This is a genomic window from Afipia sp. P52-10 (assembly GCF_000516555.1).
In the GTDB taxonomy this organism is placed as follows: Bacteria; Pseudomonadota; Alphaproteobacteria; order Rhizobiales; family Xanthobacteraceae; genus P52-10.
This window is the reverse complement of record NZ_AZSJ01000001.1, coordinates 1-13,530: the sequence shown is the minus strand read 5'-3', so window position 1 is coordinate 13,530 and position 13,530 is coordinate 1. Positions and strand designations below refer to the sequence as shown.

Here is a 13,530-nt window from a genome sequence, read left to right as displayed (position 1 = left end):
CCAGGAGATCGCGTGCGGCGTCATCCCAAGGTGTGAGCACGGTCACGGGCACGAAAATGGCCCGATGGGATGCGCTGACCGCTGGCGCGTTCGGGAAACATTTGGCCACGCACAAAGTCGCCAACGGACACGACTTCTGGCAATCCGGCAGCGATTGCTTCTGCTGCGGACAGCAAGGCATGTCCTCCGCCATTCCGGCCATGTCCTCCATCGCCGTCATGGGCTCGGCAGTCATCATCGCCGCGGCCGATGGAGCTGCCATCGGCGCGGTCAGAAGGCTCAGGACCGCCAGGATCGAGAGCAGACGGGGGAGCAAGGACCAGAACTTCACGCACGCAACCTCTCACATTGCGCGGCGCAAGAAAAGATGGCGAGGATCACATCAATGTCAGCCAGGACTGATTGTCGCAAGCAAAGCAAACGATCACACGAATCAATTGAGGAGTGAGTGCTGCCGAGATCTCGACCGAGAAGTCCGTCCATTATAGGTCCGCGGCAATCGCGCCTCATTGATACCCACCTGGGCAATACCGCATGTGACGAAAGAATACGTCTTGCTTCGGAATTAATTTGTTCTTTCAATATGTTCCGTCCGCCTCTCAGCCCGGATTTTAGAGGGCTATAGCGTAGACAAAGTTGTCATCGTTACCCGGTGCGGTGCACCCGACAGGATTCGAACCTGTGCGAGCGGCGCGGCTTGCACGCCTCGCCCTGTTCCAGATCGGCGAGGATCGGGCAGTCGGGACGATTGTCTCCCGAGCAGCAGGACGCCAGATGCTCCAGCGTCGCCGCCATCTCTTCCATCTCCTGGATGCGCCGGCGCAGATCGGCGATGCGCGCCAGCGCGATACGCTTTACATCCGCGCTTTGCCGGCTGCGATCCCGCCAGAGCTGCAACAGCTCCTCGATCTCCGCCATCGATAAGCCGAGGTCGCGCGAACGCCGTACGAAACGCAACATGTGCACATCGGTCGTGGAGTAATCGCGGTAACCGGCCGCCGACCGGCCCGCCTTCGGGATCAAGCCGCTTTGCTCATAGTACCGGATCATCTTGGCGCTGACGCCAGAAGCACACGCCGCCTCGCCAATGTTCACGCTGCGCTCCTTTCCAGCGCCGTAGATGCGCCAGCCAATGCTGTGACCCCCTGATTCGAAGCGTCGTGGGCGCCCGGTGCAAGCCGCGGACGGAAGCGCCGAAGCCGAAGCGCGTTGCCGAGCACGAACACGCTCGAGAGCGCCATCGCGCCCGCGGCCAGCACCGGCGACAGCAGGATGCCGAATGCCGGATAAAGCACGCCGGCGGCGACCGGAATGAGCACGACGTTGTAAGCGAAAGCCCAGAACAGGTTCTGCCGGATGTTGCCGATGGTCGCCTTCGACAGCGCGAACGCATCGGCGACACCCTTGATGCTGCCCGACATCAAAACCACGTCGGCCGCCTCGATCGCGATGTCGGTGCCCGTGCCGACCGCAAGGCCGACATCCGCTTCCGCCAGCGCGGGCGCGTCGTTGATGCCATCGCCGACGAAGGCGAGCCGGCCATAGGCTTGCTTGAGGCGCCGGACCGCTTCGACCTTCCCTTCCGGCGGCACCTCGGCGACGACCTCGTCGATGCCGAGTTGACGCGCAATGGCGCCGGCGGTGCGGGCGTTGTCGCCGGTGATCATGGCGACCTTCAGCCCCAAACCGTGCAACGCCGCGACCGCATCGGGGCTTGTCGCCTTGATGGGGTCGGCGACCGCGATGATGGCGGCAAGTTTGCCATCGATCGCCGCATAGAGCGGCGACTTGCCCTCGTCGGCGAGGCCGCTCGCGGTCGCCGCAAGCCGCGCCACGTCGAGGCCAAGCGAGCGCATGTAGCGATCGGCGCCGATCTCCACGCGCGCACCGCCCGCATCCGCGGTGACGCCGAAGCCGGTGATCGACTCGAACCGGCTGATCTCCGGCAGGCGCAGGCCCTCCTGCGCTGCCGCATCCACGATCGCCCGCGCGATCGGGTGCTCGGACTTCGCCTCTACGGCGGCGACCCGCGCGAGGACCGCGCCGCGCTCGAATCCCTCGGCCACGTCGAGATCGGTGAGGACCGGCCGGCCTTCCGTCACGGTGCCGGTCTTGTCGATCGCCACCACCTTGGCATCCTTCAGCAATTGCAGCGCCTCGCCCTTGCGGAACAGCACGCCCATCTCGGCGCCGCGTCCGGTGCCGACCATAATCGAGGTCGGCGTGGCGAGGCCCATCGCACAGGGACAGGCGATGATGAGGACGGCGACCGCATTGACGACGGCGAAGGTGAGCGCAGGGTCCGGCCCGAAGATCAGCCAGACCGCGAATGTCGCGGCCGCCACGGCCATGACCGCCGGGACGAACCACATCGTCACCCGATCAACCAGGGCCTGGATCGGGAGCTTCGATCCCTGCGCCTCCTCGACCATGCGAATGATCTGCGCGAGCACCGTCGCATCACCGATCGCGGTTGCCCGGACGCTGAGCGCGCCCTTCTGGTTCACCGTGCCCCCGACGACGGTGCTCCCGGCCGCCTTGGCCACCGGGATCGGCTCGCCTGTGATCATCGATTCATCAATGTAGCTCCCGCCCTCGAGCACGTCGCCGTCGATCGGCACGCGCTCGCCGGGCCGGACCTCGACCACGTCGCCCGCCACCACCTTGCTAATGTCGAGATCCACGAGACTGTCGCCGCGCCGGACATGCGCGATCCTCGGCTGCAAGCCGACCAGGCGCTTGATCGCTTCCGACGTCCGCCCCTTGGCGCGGGCTTCGAGGAAGCGGCCGAGCAGGATCAAGGTGACGATCACCGCCGCGGCCTCGTAATAGACGTTGACCGTGCCGGGCGGCAGAATCTGCGACGCAAAGGTCGCGACGAGCGAATAGAGATAGGCCGCCAGCGTGCCGACGGCGACGAGCGAGCTCATGTCCGGCGCGAACCGCGCCAGGGCCGGCAAGCCCTTCGTGTAGAACCGTCGCCCCGGCACGAACAGGACCAGGGTCGTCAGCACGAACTGGAGATACCAGTTCGTCTGCATGCCGATGGTTTGCATGATCAACTCATGGATCGCCGGCACGAGATGCGAACCCATCTCCAGCACGACGATCGGCGCGCTCAGCAGCGCCGCTACGGTGAGATCGCGCTTCAGCCCGGCGGTCTCCGCCTCCTTGCGCGCGACCGCCGCTGCATCCGGCGATCCGGCAGCGACGACGCGGGCGTCGTAGCCGGCATCCTCGATGGCCTTGACGAGCAGGGCCGTGTCGACCGATCCTTCGATCGTCGCACGCTCGGTGGCAAGGTTCACCCGCGCGGCCGCGACACCAGGGACCGCCGCCAGCGCCCGCTCGACCCGCGCCACGCAGGAGGCGCAGGTCATGCCTTCGATGGCGATTTCTGTTCGTGTCGATGGCACGGCATAGCCGGCATCTTCGACCGCGGCGACCAACGCCCCATAGGCGATCGGCGCTTCGGCCGTGACCTCGGCCCTCTCGGTTGCAAGGTTGACGCTGGCGCTTTCGACGCCAGGCACGGCCTTGAGCGCTTTCTCCACACGTCCCACGCAGGACGCGCAGCTCATGCCCTCGATCGGCAAGATCACTGCGTTTCTGCCGGCAGAGACGTCCCTGACTGGCGCGTTCATGGCCCTATCCTTCCGCAATTGATGCGAATGCTTAGCGGAAAGATGGGGCTTCCAACCGTGGGAAGGTCAAGGCCAAAAAAAGATGTGGCCACCTCTTGACCTTCCCACGCTGGAAACCGCCATCTGAATGGGCATGAGAGACAAAAGGAGATCCTCATGCAGTTCCACATCAAGAATATGACCTGCGGCGGCTGCGCCCGCAGCGTGACCAAGGCGATCCAGAGCGTGGACGCCCAGGCCAAGGTCACCATCGATCCGAACACCCGCAAGGTCGATGTCGCCTCGCAGCGCCCGCGAGCCGACTTCGAGGCGGCGTTGCAGCGCGCCGGTTATCCGGCGGCCGCCGCCGCGTGACGCCGCGTGACGCCGCCCAGCGCGGCCCGGCTTGCCGCCGGGCCGCGCTGCTCCCTGGATTTTCAGAGCCCGGCCGGTTGAAGCTGGGTCGCGCCGCGCCCCGGACAGTGTCGGGCAGCCCGCTTCTCGAAACATTCGTCCCTTCAGAGCGTTCACTTGCCGCACGGCAATTACGGCTGGCACAATAGAGAACCAGGAAGAGGACCCGTCCGATGGACGAGACGGCTCATCACCAAGGACACATCCACTCGGGAACGCGCGCATACTGGTTGCTCGGCCTCAATCTGTTATTGAGCCTGATCGTCATGTACCTTGTGATGTACACGATGATCGACGGATGGCCGGACTATCGTAACAACATCAACATGCTCTACATGGCCCTGACCATGTGGGCCCCGATGGGGATATTGATGCTCGCCACCATGGCGGGCATGTATCAGGACGCCCGCACAAATATTATCCTTTATGTCGTGTTCGCGTTAGTAACGCTCGGCTCGTTCTGGGCCACGCGCAGCCAGGCGCTGGTCGGCGACCGCCAATTCATCCAATCGATGGTTCCCCACCATTCCGGCGCAATCCTGATGTGCCGCGAGGCCAAACTGCAGGACCCGGAACTGGTCAAGCTCTGCCAGGAGATCTCGCAGGGGCAGCGCCGTGAAATCGAACAGATGAACGCGATCGCCGCGCGCCTGCGCTAAAATGCGCGCGCCTGCCGGTGACTGTTAATAGTCAATCAGCCCTCGTCATCATCATTGCGCTCGCTCGATGCGGTGCAGCCCGCGCGCGTGCAGGTGACGACGAGGCGCCGGTCTCCTCGGCCTTTGCAGTCAACCTTGAAGACGGAAATCGCGTCCGATTTGTACGTCTCCTCGATGTTTGCGACCGGACATCGCGCGGCCAGCAGCGTTGCGCTCAACTGCGCATCGCTCGCAGCTGCCGCGTCGATCATCGCCGCCGATAGGAGGGTGGTTGCAACGTAGGACATAATCTTCTTCATGGCTTGTCTTCAAGAAAGGCCGGCTTGTCCTGCAGTGACCCACTGGCGGATGCAGGCATGACGTCTCACCCGCCGCACGCCCACGACGGAAGCCGTGAGCATCGAAACGTGAGACAACAAGACCGGACGATGTGTGAAAGCGTTGCGCACCACTTTCAGTGGCGCGCGATGCAAAGCTATGTGCGGACGTGCGCGGCGCCACGCGGTGGGCGTTCAAACTCCAGCGGCCCGAGGCCGGCGCCATCTTCATCAGGCGCGCGCAGGCGTGCTTTCACATCCCGGAGCAACAGGACGGCCTGGTTTGACAGGAGCGCAGCCCACAGACTGCAAGTCGCGCTGGCGCACTCATGAACGTGAACCGCCTGTTTGAAGTGCCCGAGCCCCGCGTTGTCGTCCGTCGCGATCAAATGGACCGCCGGGTGCGCGAACGATCGAGCCGTGACCTCGATCTGCACCGGCGCCAGCGCAAACATTCCGATCCATCCGACAAGAAGCCAGCTCAGCAGCCAGCGTCCCCCAACAGTCGGTCGCACGATGCCAAGCGACACCATTCCAGCCTCGATCGATTCGCAACATCATCGAGTATTGCGACGGCTATGTCGGGAGTGGGGCAAGCCCGCGACANGGCACCGCGCCACGGCCGCCTTATCTGGCTCTTACCGTGGCTGCTGGCGCACGCGGATGTCGCCCTTACGCCTTATCGGATGGCGAACGCACGCGATGGCCGGCTGGGCAGGATGGCGCGGAAAGCCCTATGTCCCGACCTTCAGGGACATAGCCAAGCTCATCGCAGAGATTCCGAAAAGCGACCCGCCGACGTTCCTTTTCAAGCTCGGCGCTGTCGCAGCGCCGTTGGTGATCCTTGTCGGTAAGACCTTCCGGCCGACAGATAGGGCATGAGGCCATATGCACGACCTTCTCCCACGCTGCCAAGGCCTCGACATAGGCGCGATGAGCCGCGACCGTCTGCGACTCGAGGGACGATACGTGCTCTCCGTCCTGAACCACCCGATGCTCCCCACTGGGATCGTGTCTGCGGTACGCCCCCGCAAACGAACCCTCTCTGACTCTTGGTGATCGGGGAGTTCGAAACCGTGCTAGACGGCCCTGTGGCCTTTAGTTCGGGAAGAACCTGTTGCATACGCCACAGGCTCCCCGACCATAAGGTCAAGGAGTTTGATGCCGTAACGGCCGGCACCAACCGCTAGCAGGGGTTTCGACGCCCCAGGGCAGCGCGTACTGCCCCATACGACTCATAACCGCTCGTTCGCGCCGCTTCTAGATGGTTTGCGTAAAGCTTCGCTTGCGATCACAGGATTGGGCGTCTCCCTTCCGGGCCGGGCTGGCGGCTGCGCGGAAGCCCCGCAGGTGGGTCTTCCCCCATTCGGGCAGCCATCCCTGACGCACATCGCGTGAATGAATTCGAAGGAGGCTCCCCCTTAAGCGCCACGCCCGTGACATCTGCCTCGTCGCTCAGAAGGTCCCGCCGCAGCTTCGCCCAACTCATCGACGCCCAATCTTGCCGCCGGCGAAGCTCGAAAAGAGGATGTCAGGCTCGCCCAACAGCACGATCCATGGCCCCGGCTCGCTGAGCCGGGGTGATGCCGCTTGCGCGATGCCCGATGCAAGGGAGGCTGCGCCGCGGCCGGGATCCCATTTTGAGACGGCTTGTCAACGCGCCCTTGCATCCGGCACGCTTCGCGGCGGGCGGATGGCATTGCCGTCGCCATAGGGCAACGGAGGGTCAGCGACAGAAAGGACCAGGCGGGAAGCGCGCCAGGTGAAGGATCATGGAGAAAAGCGAAATCGAAGAGTTGCGAGCCAAGGTGGGTTGTGCCGCGCTGCTCCAGCAGGGTGGTTGGAAGGTCGATTTGAAAGAAAGCACGCGGCGCGCCGTCAAATACCGTCGCGATGCCCAGATCATCATCGTCATTCACAACGATCGCGGCTGGTTCGATCCCTTATCGACCGCGAAAGGTGACGTGTTTGATTTGGCCGGGCATCTGGGCGCGCAAAGCTTTCCGCAAGCCTGCGAACGGGTCGCGGCGCTTGTCGGTTTTGTGCCGAGCCCGCCTGCATGGCAGCGTGAGGTTCGGTCCACGCCGGTCGCGGCGGTAGCCGCTCGCTGGCGCCGGCGGGCCATCCCACGGCTCGGCTCCGAGGCTTGGCGCTACCTCACCGAGGTGCGCGGCATACCCGACACGATTGTGATCGCCGCCGTCGGACAGGGCGCACTCCGCGAGGGCCCGCGCGGCAGCATGTGGGCGGCTCATGGCAACGACGATGGCGCTCTGCTTGGCTGGGAAGAGCGTGGCCCCGAGTGGCGTGGTTTCGCGACCGGCGGTGCGAAGGAACTGTTCCGGCTGGGTCCCTCGGCAGCGCCAAGGATCTGTATCACCGAGGCGGCGATCGACGCCATGAGCCTCGCGGCGATCCAGGTTCTGCGACCAGACACGCTCTATGTCAGCACCGGCGGNGGCTGGTCGCCGGCCAGCGAGGAAGCCATTCGCCGTCTGGCCAGTAGGCGGAATACCCGTCTTGTCGGCGCGACCGATAACAATCGGCAGGGCGAGATTTATGCGGAGCGCATCCGGCAGATCGCTGACGAGACCGGCGCCTCCTACGCGCGAGCGCGCCCGCGCGCCGGCGATTGGAACGAAGATCTGCTCGTGCTTCTCGGCCGACTTGCACAAGAGCCCCTCGCGGCGGCCGGGTGATCATCCGAGCTTGCGAACCGCCGGGGGGAAATCAGCCGGGTACGGTTTGCGCGGATAAGAGGTGAAGGCGAGAGCCGAGGGCCGGACAGGCAATGAGTGAGCGCTGCCGCATGCCCGGCCGGCGCGTCAAGGGAGGCTGCGCCCGCTGCGCGGCCCTTGACCCGCCGGACCGGAGAAGCGGCCGCCCCGAAGGTGTCTTCAACACCCGAAGGGAAGGACGGCTCCCATGCCCATCTACACGATCGAGACCACCTACCACCTGCCGGTCTACCGCCACCGCTCCTACGAGGCGCCGAGCCTTGCCGAGGCCTGCCGCCTCGCCATCAAGGACGATGATTGGGAGGCGGAAACGCGCGACTATGAATCCGCCGGCGAAACCTATGTCACGGGCGCCTGGGACGGCCGCGACTGCGCCTGTAGCGGCCCAGCGCTGCCCGTGCCGTCGCATTTCGACGAGACCGTGCAGCGCAAGGCGGATCATTTCGAGATCCTGCTCGGCCTGGTCAAGGTTCTGGGCGGCGCGGGCGATGCGGAGCAGAGCACCTATTGGGTCGAGCGCGCTGCATCGGCCGTCGCCAAGGCGGAAGCGATTCTTGCCGGTGCGCGCGATCCTGCTCCGGACGCCCCGATGCCGCGGCCGCACATCCTGCTGTCGTTCGACGAGAGCGAGGTGCGCGCGACGATCGGCGACATCATCGCCGGCGACCAGACCTTCGCAACGGTCGCAGCCGATGCGATCGGCGACGACGACATCCATGCCGCCAGCGCCGCTGTCGCCGCGGCCGCCGATTTTTCGGAAGAACGCGGTTCGGCTGTGTTCAGGGCCGCGCTCGCCGCGATTCGGTCGGTGGAGCAGCGTGCGATGGAAGGGAGGGAAGAGGGGGAACGGAAAAAGGAGGAATGACATGCCGCATGCCCGGCCGGCGCGTCAAGGGAGGCTTCGCCCGCTCCGCGGCCCTTGACCCGCCGGACCGGAGAGGCGGCCGCCCGAAGGTGTTTGCAACACCTAAAGGAAGGGCCAGACCATGGGCATGGAGGAGCGGCTGCGCGCAATCCTGCGCGCGCTCAAGATCACGGAAATCGAATACTCGCTCAGCGGCGGCGGAGATTCCGGAGAAGCCACGCTCGAACGCGTGACGTTCGCGGACAACAGCACGACGAGCGAACTGCCGGACATCCCCGTGCTGTTCGCCAACACCGGACAGATCGGGCGGCTTCCCGAGCTCCTGGAGAACATCGTCGTTGAGGCCCCGGAGGGCGACTGGGTCAATAACGAAGGCGGCCACGGCAACGTCTTCGTGCGTCCGTTCGAGGACGACGATGGCCTCTTTATCGAATGCGACATGATCTATGGGGACGAAGACGACGATGAGGAGGATTTCGACGACGAGGAATTTCTCGACGAACCCGACGATAATGACGACCGCGAGGCAATCCCCTTGGTCGTCAACGATGGCGAGGTCGCGCCATGAGCGAGCAGACCTGGACCCGCCTCAAGGCCGATGCAATCACAACGCTGAGCCACGCCTCGCCGGCGCTTGCGATGCGACCAGCCGATCTCGCCGCCCTTTCTGCGATCGTCGCGCTCGCGCGTGTGAAACTGTCCATCCGCGCGACTGCCGGCTCACTGCGACCACGCTTGGTCGCGACGCCGCGGCCCAAAGATGACGCCCATGCGATCGAGCTTCTTGGTCTGATCGCCAGGGTGGCCGAGGACCACCTCACCCGGCCGGATCCGGATTCGAGTCCCGCCTTCGGCGCCTGGATCGAGCAGCACGGCTTTCCCGAGCTGACTATCGCCCTCCTAAACTCCGCCGGCGGCGTCGGTCAGCTAAACGAGGTCGCGGCGATTGTCTCCGACGTCACCGGCAGTCTCGCCGCGCGCTCGGCGAAGCTGTCTCTCGCCCACATGAACAAGATCGCAGCGCGCGACTTGCAACTTCCAATGCGGGCCCGGAACCGCCTCTCGGGTGTCTCGATATGGTTGCTTGCACCGGAAACGAGCNGCCGACCGCGGCGCGCCGATGCGCTGAAAAGGCGTGTTCAGGCGATGAGCCACTACGGGGCCTTGTCGCACACGCTCTGTGAAACGTCTATCAGCGAGGCGATCGATCAGGGACAACCGCTGGCGCCCCTGCTGATGAAGCGTCACAGCCTCAAAACCGCAGAGTTGCGGGCGCTGCGTGGCGCGCGGTCCCTCGCACGTTCGATCGACGGGCCGTCGGATTTCCACGACGCGGTACAAGAGCTCAAGGCCCATGAGATCCCGCCGCACGAATGGCCCGGTGGCGGCCTGCCCGACCGACCCGAGGACTGGGAGCATTCGGTTTGGACGCGCGGTGAGCGGCACAATTTCGTGCGGCCTGACTATCTCGGCGATAACCCCCAGGCCATCAAGGACGCCATCGACGCCCTGTGCGCCGACCTTCTGCGCCCGCTCGTGGCGGAGCGTATCCGTGTCGGCGCGGTTGCATGCGACTATCATGTCTCGAACTTCGCGCGCGCGATCGAGCTCGACCGAAGCGATGCCGGCAGCGAGACGCGCCGGCGTCTGCTTGCCGCGTTACGACATGCCATCGTCGGTCCACGCCGACCCAAGGCGTTCCACGAAGCCGTCGGGTTGTGGCATCGGCGCGTGGCGTCCCTCTCGGCGCTCCGCCATGAGCGTCACGCCGACCGTCCCGGCTGGCCGGCGCTCTGCGCTCCTTGGCGATCGGTATGCGGTCGCTTCGATATCGTCGTGCTCGCGTCCGCTGCCGACCTCGTTGAAGAGGGACGGGCGCTCGATCATTGCGTCGGCGGTTACTACGACATCTGCCGCCGCGGCGACACGCAAATCCTTTCGCTTCGCGAAGAAGGACAGCCCGTGGCGACAGTCGAGCTTGTCCTCGCGCGCGACTTCCATCCTCTGACCCTTCAGGTTGGGCAGTTCAAGGCGCGCCGCAACACATCGCCCGCTCCGCATTTGCACGAGCCGCTTCGCGCCTTTCTGCGGGAGATTCGTAGCGGCGCCCACGCCGTCGACGCGGCGCGGATCGCACGCTACCGCAAGCATATGCGCGATCGATGGGATGGGTCNTGGCGCGCCGATGCGCTGACGCTCGCCCATGCCCGCGAGGTCTTCCACTTCTACCTTCCGCTGCTGCCCCGCGGGATGCCGGATGATTTCGACGCCTGGAGCGACGCATCCGGCCTGAAGGCAGCGATCGACGCGACCCTCGCCGACTTGGCTGTCAGCCCGCGTAACGGCTGAGGCCGCTCCATCTTCATCCTTCTCAAATCCAAGGAGAGCAATCATGCATCCCTACGACCACGCGCGCTCGTCCGCGCGCCGCTATGGCGGCATCTGTCAGGACTACAACCCTCTTCACGCCTGGTTCGACGCCACGAAATCGATCCTGTGTCGATTCACGCACCGCGCATTGCGCCATCATATCGAGGGTGCACGCGAAGCGGTGGCAGTCTTCGGCGACGATATTCTAAACAGCGATGGCGTAAAGATCTCCACCATGTCGCTCGGGCTTCAGCATCTTGAGGAAGATGCGCCGCGCGTCGTGAAAGCGAGCGAGTGGCTTGTCGGCTTCGCGGCGCCCGACTGGTTGCCGGCGACGACTCCGACCGCGCACGAACTCGCTGCGGCGAGTGTCATGCGCTTTGGCGGCGCCGCCCAGGACTTCCTGCCGCTCCATTCCTGGTTTCTGGTGACGTCGCGCTGGGCGAGCGGCACGGACCATCTCCTATTCAGGCATCACGCTTTCGGCGTATTCGAGGCCGAGGCCCGCTTCGGCGCGGTCCTTCCATTGACGGGCGGAACTTGTGTTCCGACCCGTGTGGCGGCGGAACGCCACGTACAGGAGGTCCTTGGCCGCGTGCCGCCAGCGACCGAATTCCTTAAACGCATCGCAGGCCAACGGTGGATGCTGCAGGCGACATCCGCGCGCCGGCTCGGCCTCGATTCTCCCATCGCACCCGAAGTCACGGAGGTCGCTCGTGAGCACGCTTGAAGTTCGCCGTTTCGTGGTGATTTCGACAGGTCACGTCACGAAGGCCACGGCGAAGCGCCTCGACGCGATGTCGCCCCAGCATTGGCCATGCGCCGGCGGTCCTTACGGACCCTATGGCTGGTTCGTCTATGCCCATGACGAAAACGCCGGAGAAGGAGATGACGCCATTCCCGATGACCTCTTCGCGGTCATGAGCTGGGCTCGCGGGGAAGGCTTCGACTACGTGCTGCTCGACCATGATGGCGACATGATCGACGCCCTCGCCAGCTTTGATTGGTGAGCGGGTGGTCCCAACCGGCGTGATGAGAAAGGAGGGAAGCAAAGAGAGCGAGGAAAACCTGGCTGCCGCATGCCCGGCCGGCGCGTCAAGGGAGGCTTCGCCCGCTGCGCGGCCCTTGACCCGCCGGACCGGAGAGGCGGCCGCGAAGGAGGGGTCAGAAGGGCTGAAGAGGATGGCGAACCGGAAAGGTGAGCCGCGCTTCGGCCCGACGAGGCTGAAAGGAGCCACCATGACCCCCTCTTCGATCCGCAAGGTCTATCAAGGCGCCGCCGACCGCCGGCAGATGTTCCGTATGTTCGATCGGCACAAGGAGCGACCGAACCGCGCGGATGACGACGCGACCGCGCTATACGCGGGCGAGTGGTTCGAGATCGGCGCAGCCGAGCATGACTATATGTTCGAGATCCTGCCGCCGTTGTGGATGCGCGGCGATATGTTCGCCATGCGCGAGTTCCTCACCGGCAGCGTTACGAGTGTCTTCTTCGAGCTAAGGATCGACGGCAGCGTCCGCTATTTCCACGGCTATTGCGACCTTGGCGACCGGCAGTCGCCCGAGTGGATGCGCGCCGCGATCGTCGAGCGCGAGTCGCGGCCGGTCCGCGCCATGACGCGCGAGGAGCGCCTCGAGCACATCTGGTCGAGCACGCACGATCCCTATCGTGGCTATGCCGACTGGCGCTTCCCCGCCGCAGAGCGCGGCCAGCGCATCGTGATCGTCTACGGCCAGGATCGGAGCCATGATTTCAGGCTGCTCGATCGCCTGACCGATGCTGATATCGCGGTGAAGCTGCCGGTGCATCTGCGCTACCTGCCCGACGCGATCGCGGCTTAGGTGCCGACATGTTCACCTTCTCCGTGACGGCGATCCACGCCGTGATCACGCGCGGGCGCATCGACGCCCTCATGAACGGCGGCTTCCGCAAGCCCCACTACGGCCTCGCGCCCGGCAAGAACGAGAAGCCCGGCGTCTGGCTGGTCGGCGACGAAGGCGTCTACATCATGTCCAACGGAAAGCTCGCCGAAGGGCAACGCTCCCTCGTCGTCTATGCCGAGGAGTGCGATCCGAAGACCAACCCCGACTACTGGCACTACAAACGCCAGTATTTCGGCGGCGATGACGGCATCGATTTTCTCGACGCCGAAATGCTCGTGCGGCTGATCGGGGCAATGCCCTTAGCCACGCACCTCACGATCACGATGACCGACGACAGCATGTCGATCACGCCGATCCACCGCTGACCGCTCGGGCCACGCGGCCCGTTCCCGCAACCTCTCGCGACCATCGCACCAGCCGGAATCCCCCGGCGGGGTCGATGGCGCGCGCCTTCAACACAGGAGACCTTACGATGGCGCATGACGATCCCTTCACGCTCGACCTTTTCGGCAACACCGCTCTCTCGTCGGGCCTCGGCCTCGGCGTAACCGCCTTCGGCGGTGCGTTCGCGAACGACGACGACGATGAGCCCGATCCCTCGACGCCCGCCCCGGCGCTTCCGGTCGCGGCCGCCGCGCGTCCCGCCGTCCCCACCCGCCC

The 13,530-nt window shown here is 65.1% G+C and carries 14 protein-coding genes and 1 pseudogene; 11 read left to right on the top strand and 4 right to left on the bottom strand.

The features are described 5' to 3' along the window. Positions 1 to 645: 645 nt before the first annotated feature. Both cueR and X566_RS00075 read right to left on the bottom strand, forming a co-directional pair. The gene (gene cueR / locus X566_RS00080; RefSeq protein ID WP_051443742.1) at positions 646 to 1,095 is read right to left on the bottom strand and encodes a Cu(I)-responsive transcriptional regulator; all 450 of its coding nucleotides are present in this window, start codon (positions 1,093 to 1,095) and stop codon (positions 646 to 648) included. Next, positions 1,092 to 3,644 (bottom strand): heavy metal translocating P-type ATPase, encoded by a 2,553-nt coding sequence (locus tag X566_RS00075; protein WP_034462621.1) that lies wholly within the window; start codon positions 3,642 to 3,644, stop codon positions 1,092 to 1,094. Before X566_RS00075 ends, cueR begins: the two co-directional genes overlap by 4 nt. 156 nt (positions 3,645 to 3,800) lie before the next feature. Between X566_RS00075 and X566_RS00070 the strand changes: the two genes are divergently transcribed. Together X566_RS00070 and X566_RS00065 are read left to right on the top strand one after the other, a co-directional pair. Then, positions 3,801 to 3,998, top strand: a complete 198-nt coding sequence (locus X566_RS00070; RefSeq protein WP_034462620.1) for a heavy-metal-associated domain-containing protein — start codon at positions 3,801 to 3,803, stop codon at positions 3,996 to 3,998. 212 nt (positions 3,999 to 4,210) lie between these two features. Further along, positions 4,211 to 4,696 (top strand): DUF305 domain-containing protein, encoded by a 486-nt coding sequence (locus X566_RS00065; protein ID WP_081739985.1) that lies wholly within the window; start codon positions 4,211 to 4,213, stop codon positions 4,694 to 4,696. A gap of 35 nt (positions 4,697 to 4,731) precedes the next feature. Here X566_RS00065 and X566_RS00060 read toward each other — a convergent pair whose 3' ends face one another. Together X566_RS00060 and X566_RS00055 are read right to left on the bottom strand one after the other, a co-directional pair. Then, a complete protein-coding gene (locus X566_RS00060; RefSeq protein WP_152539752.1) occupies positions 4,732 to 4,947 on the bottom strand; it encodes a hypothetical protein in 216 nt (71 codons plus the stop codon). A gap of 224 nt (positions 4,948 to 5,171) precedes the next feature. Beyond that, entirely contained in the window at positions 5,172 to 5,546 is a 375-nt protein-coding gene (locus X566_RS00055) for a hypothetical protein (protein WP_034462618.1), read from the bottom strand. A 1,239-nt stretch (positions 5,547 to 6,785) separates the two neighbouring features. Between X566_RS00055 and X566_RS00045 the strand changes: the two genes are divergently transcribed. From X566_RS00045 to X566_RS00005, 9 genes and pseudogenes are all read left to right on the top strand, one after another. Next, a complete protein-coding gene (locus X566_RS00045; protein ID WP_034462615.1) occupies positions 6,786 to 7,712 on the top strand; it encodes a DUF3991 and toprim domain-containing protein in 927 nt (308 codons plus the stop codon). Positions 7,713 to 7,938: 226 nt separating this feature from the next. Beyond that, the gene (locus tag X566_RS00040) at positions 7,939 to 8,616 is read left to right on the top strand and encodes a hypothetical protein (RefSeq protein ID WP_034462613.1); all 678 of its coding nucleotides are present in this window, start codon (positions 7,939 to 7,941) and stop codon (positions 8,614 to 8,616) included. 127 nt (positions 8,617 to 8,743) lie between these two features. After that, positions 8,744 to 9,184 (top strand): hypothetical protein, encoded by a 441-nt coding sequence (locus X566_RS24910; RefSeq protein ID WP_034462611.1) that lies wholly within the window; start codon positions 8,744 to 8,746, stop codon positions 9,182 to 9,184. Next, positions 9,181 to 10,965, top strand: coding sequence for a PcfJ domain-containing protein (locus X566_RS00030; RefSeq protein WP_034462609.1), 1,785 nt, complete (start codon positions 9,181 to 9,183; stop codon positions 10,963 to 10,965). The genes X566_RS24910 and X566_RS00030 overlap by 4 nt, the downstream gene beginning before the upstream one ends. A 43-nt stretch (positions 10,966 to 11,008) precedes the next feature. Next, entirely contained in the window at positions 11,009 to 11,716 is a 708-nt protein-coding gene (locus tag X566_RS00025; protein ID WP_051443741.1) for a DUF6915 family protein, read from the top strand. Continuing rightward, the gene (locus X566_RS00020) at positions 11,703 to 11,996 is read left to right on the top strand and encodes a hypothetical protein (protein WP_034462607.1); all 294 of its coding nucleotides are present in this window, start codon (positions 11,703 to 11,705) and stop codon (positions 11,994 to 11,996) included. The genes X566_RS00025 and X566_RS00020 overlap by 14 nt, the downstream gene beginning before the upstream one ends. Before the next feature lie 229 nt (positions 11,997 to 12,225). Then, the gene (locus X566_RS00015; protein ID WP_034462718.1) at positions 12,226 to 12,828 is read left to right on the top strand and encodes a DUF1419 domain-containing protein; all 603 of its coding nucleotides are present in this window, start codon (positions 12,226 to 12,228) and stop codon (positions 12,826 to 12,828) included. 8 nt (positions 12,829 to 12,836) lie between these two features. Continuing rightward, positions 12,837 to 13,235: a DUF3085 domain-containing protein gene (locus X566_RS00010; RefSeq protein WP_034462605.1), complete on the top strand. Its 399-nt coding sequence runs from the start codon at positions 12,837 to 12,839 to the stop codon at positions 13,233 to 13,235. Between the two features lie 107 nt (positions 13,236 to 13,342). Then, positions 13,343 to 13,530: pseudogene (locus tag X566_RS00005) on the top strand (class I SAM-dependent methyltransferase); the annotation flags it as partial.

Excerpts from the sequence above, each read along its gene's own strand:
- X566_RS00075 (WP_034462621.1), bottom strand. The coding sequence starts at position 3,644 with ATGAACGCGCCAGTCAGGGACGTCTCTGCCGGCAGAAACGCAGTGATC.
- X566_RS00070 (WP_034462620.1), top strand. The coding sequence starts at position 3,801 with ATGCAGTTCCACATCAAGAATATGACCTGCGGCGGCTGCGCCCGCAGC.
- X566_RS00065 (WP_081739985.1), top strand. The coding sequence starts at position 4,211 with ATGGACGAGACGGCTCATCACCAAGGACACATCCACTCGGGAACGCGC.
- X566_RS00060 (WP_152539752.1), bottom strand. The coding sequence starts at position 4,947 with ATGATCGACGCGGCAGCTGCGAGCGATGCGCAGTTGAGCGCAACGCTG.
- X566_RS00055 (WP_034462618.1), bottom strand. The coding sequence starts at position 5,546 with ATGGTGTCGCTTGGCATCGTGCGACCGACTGTTGGGGGACGCTGGCTG.
- X566_RS00040 (WP_034462613.1), top strand. The coding sequence starts at position 7,939 with ATGCCCATCTACACGATCGAGACCACCTACCACCTGCCGGTCTACCGC.
- X566_RS24910 (WP_034462611.1), top strand. The coding sequence starts at position 8,744 with ATGGAGGAGCGGCTGCGCGCAATCCTGCGCGCGCTCAAGATCACGGAA.
- X566_RS00025 (WP_051443741.1), top strand. The coding sequence starts at position 11,009 with ATGCATCCCTACGACCACGCGCGCTCGTCCGCGCGCCGCTATGGCGGC.
- X566_RS00015 (WP_034462718.1), top strand. The coding sequence starts at position 12,226 with ATGACCCCCTCTTCGATCCGCAAGGTCTATCAAGGCGCCGCCGACCGC.
- X566_RS00010 (WP_034462605.1), top strand. The coding sequence starts at position 12,837 with ATGTTCACCTTCTCCGTGACGGCGATCCACGCCGTGATCACGCGCGGG.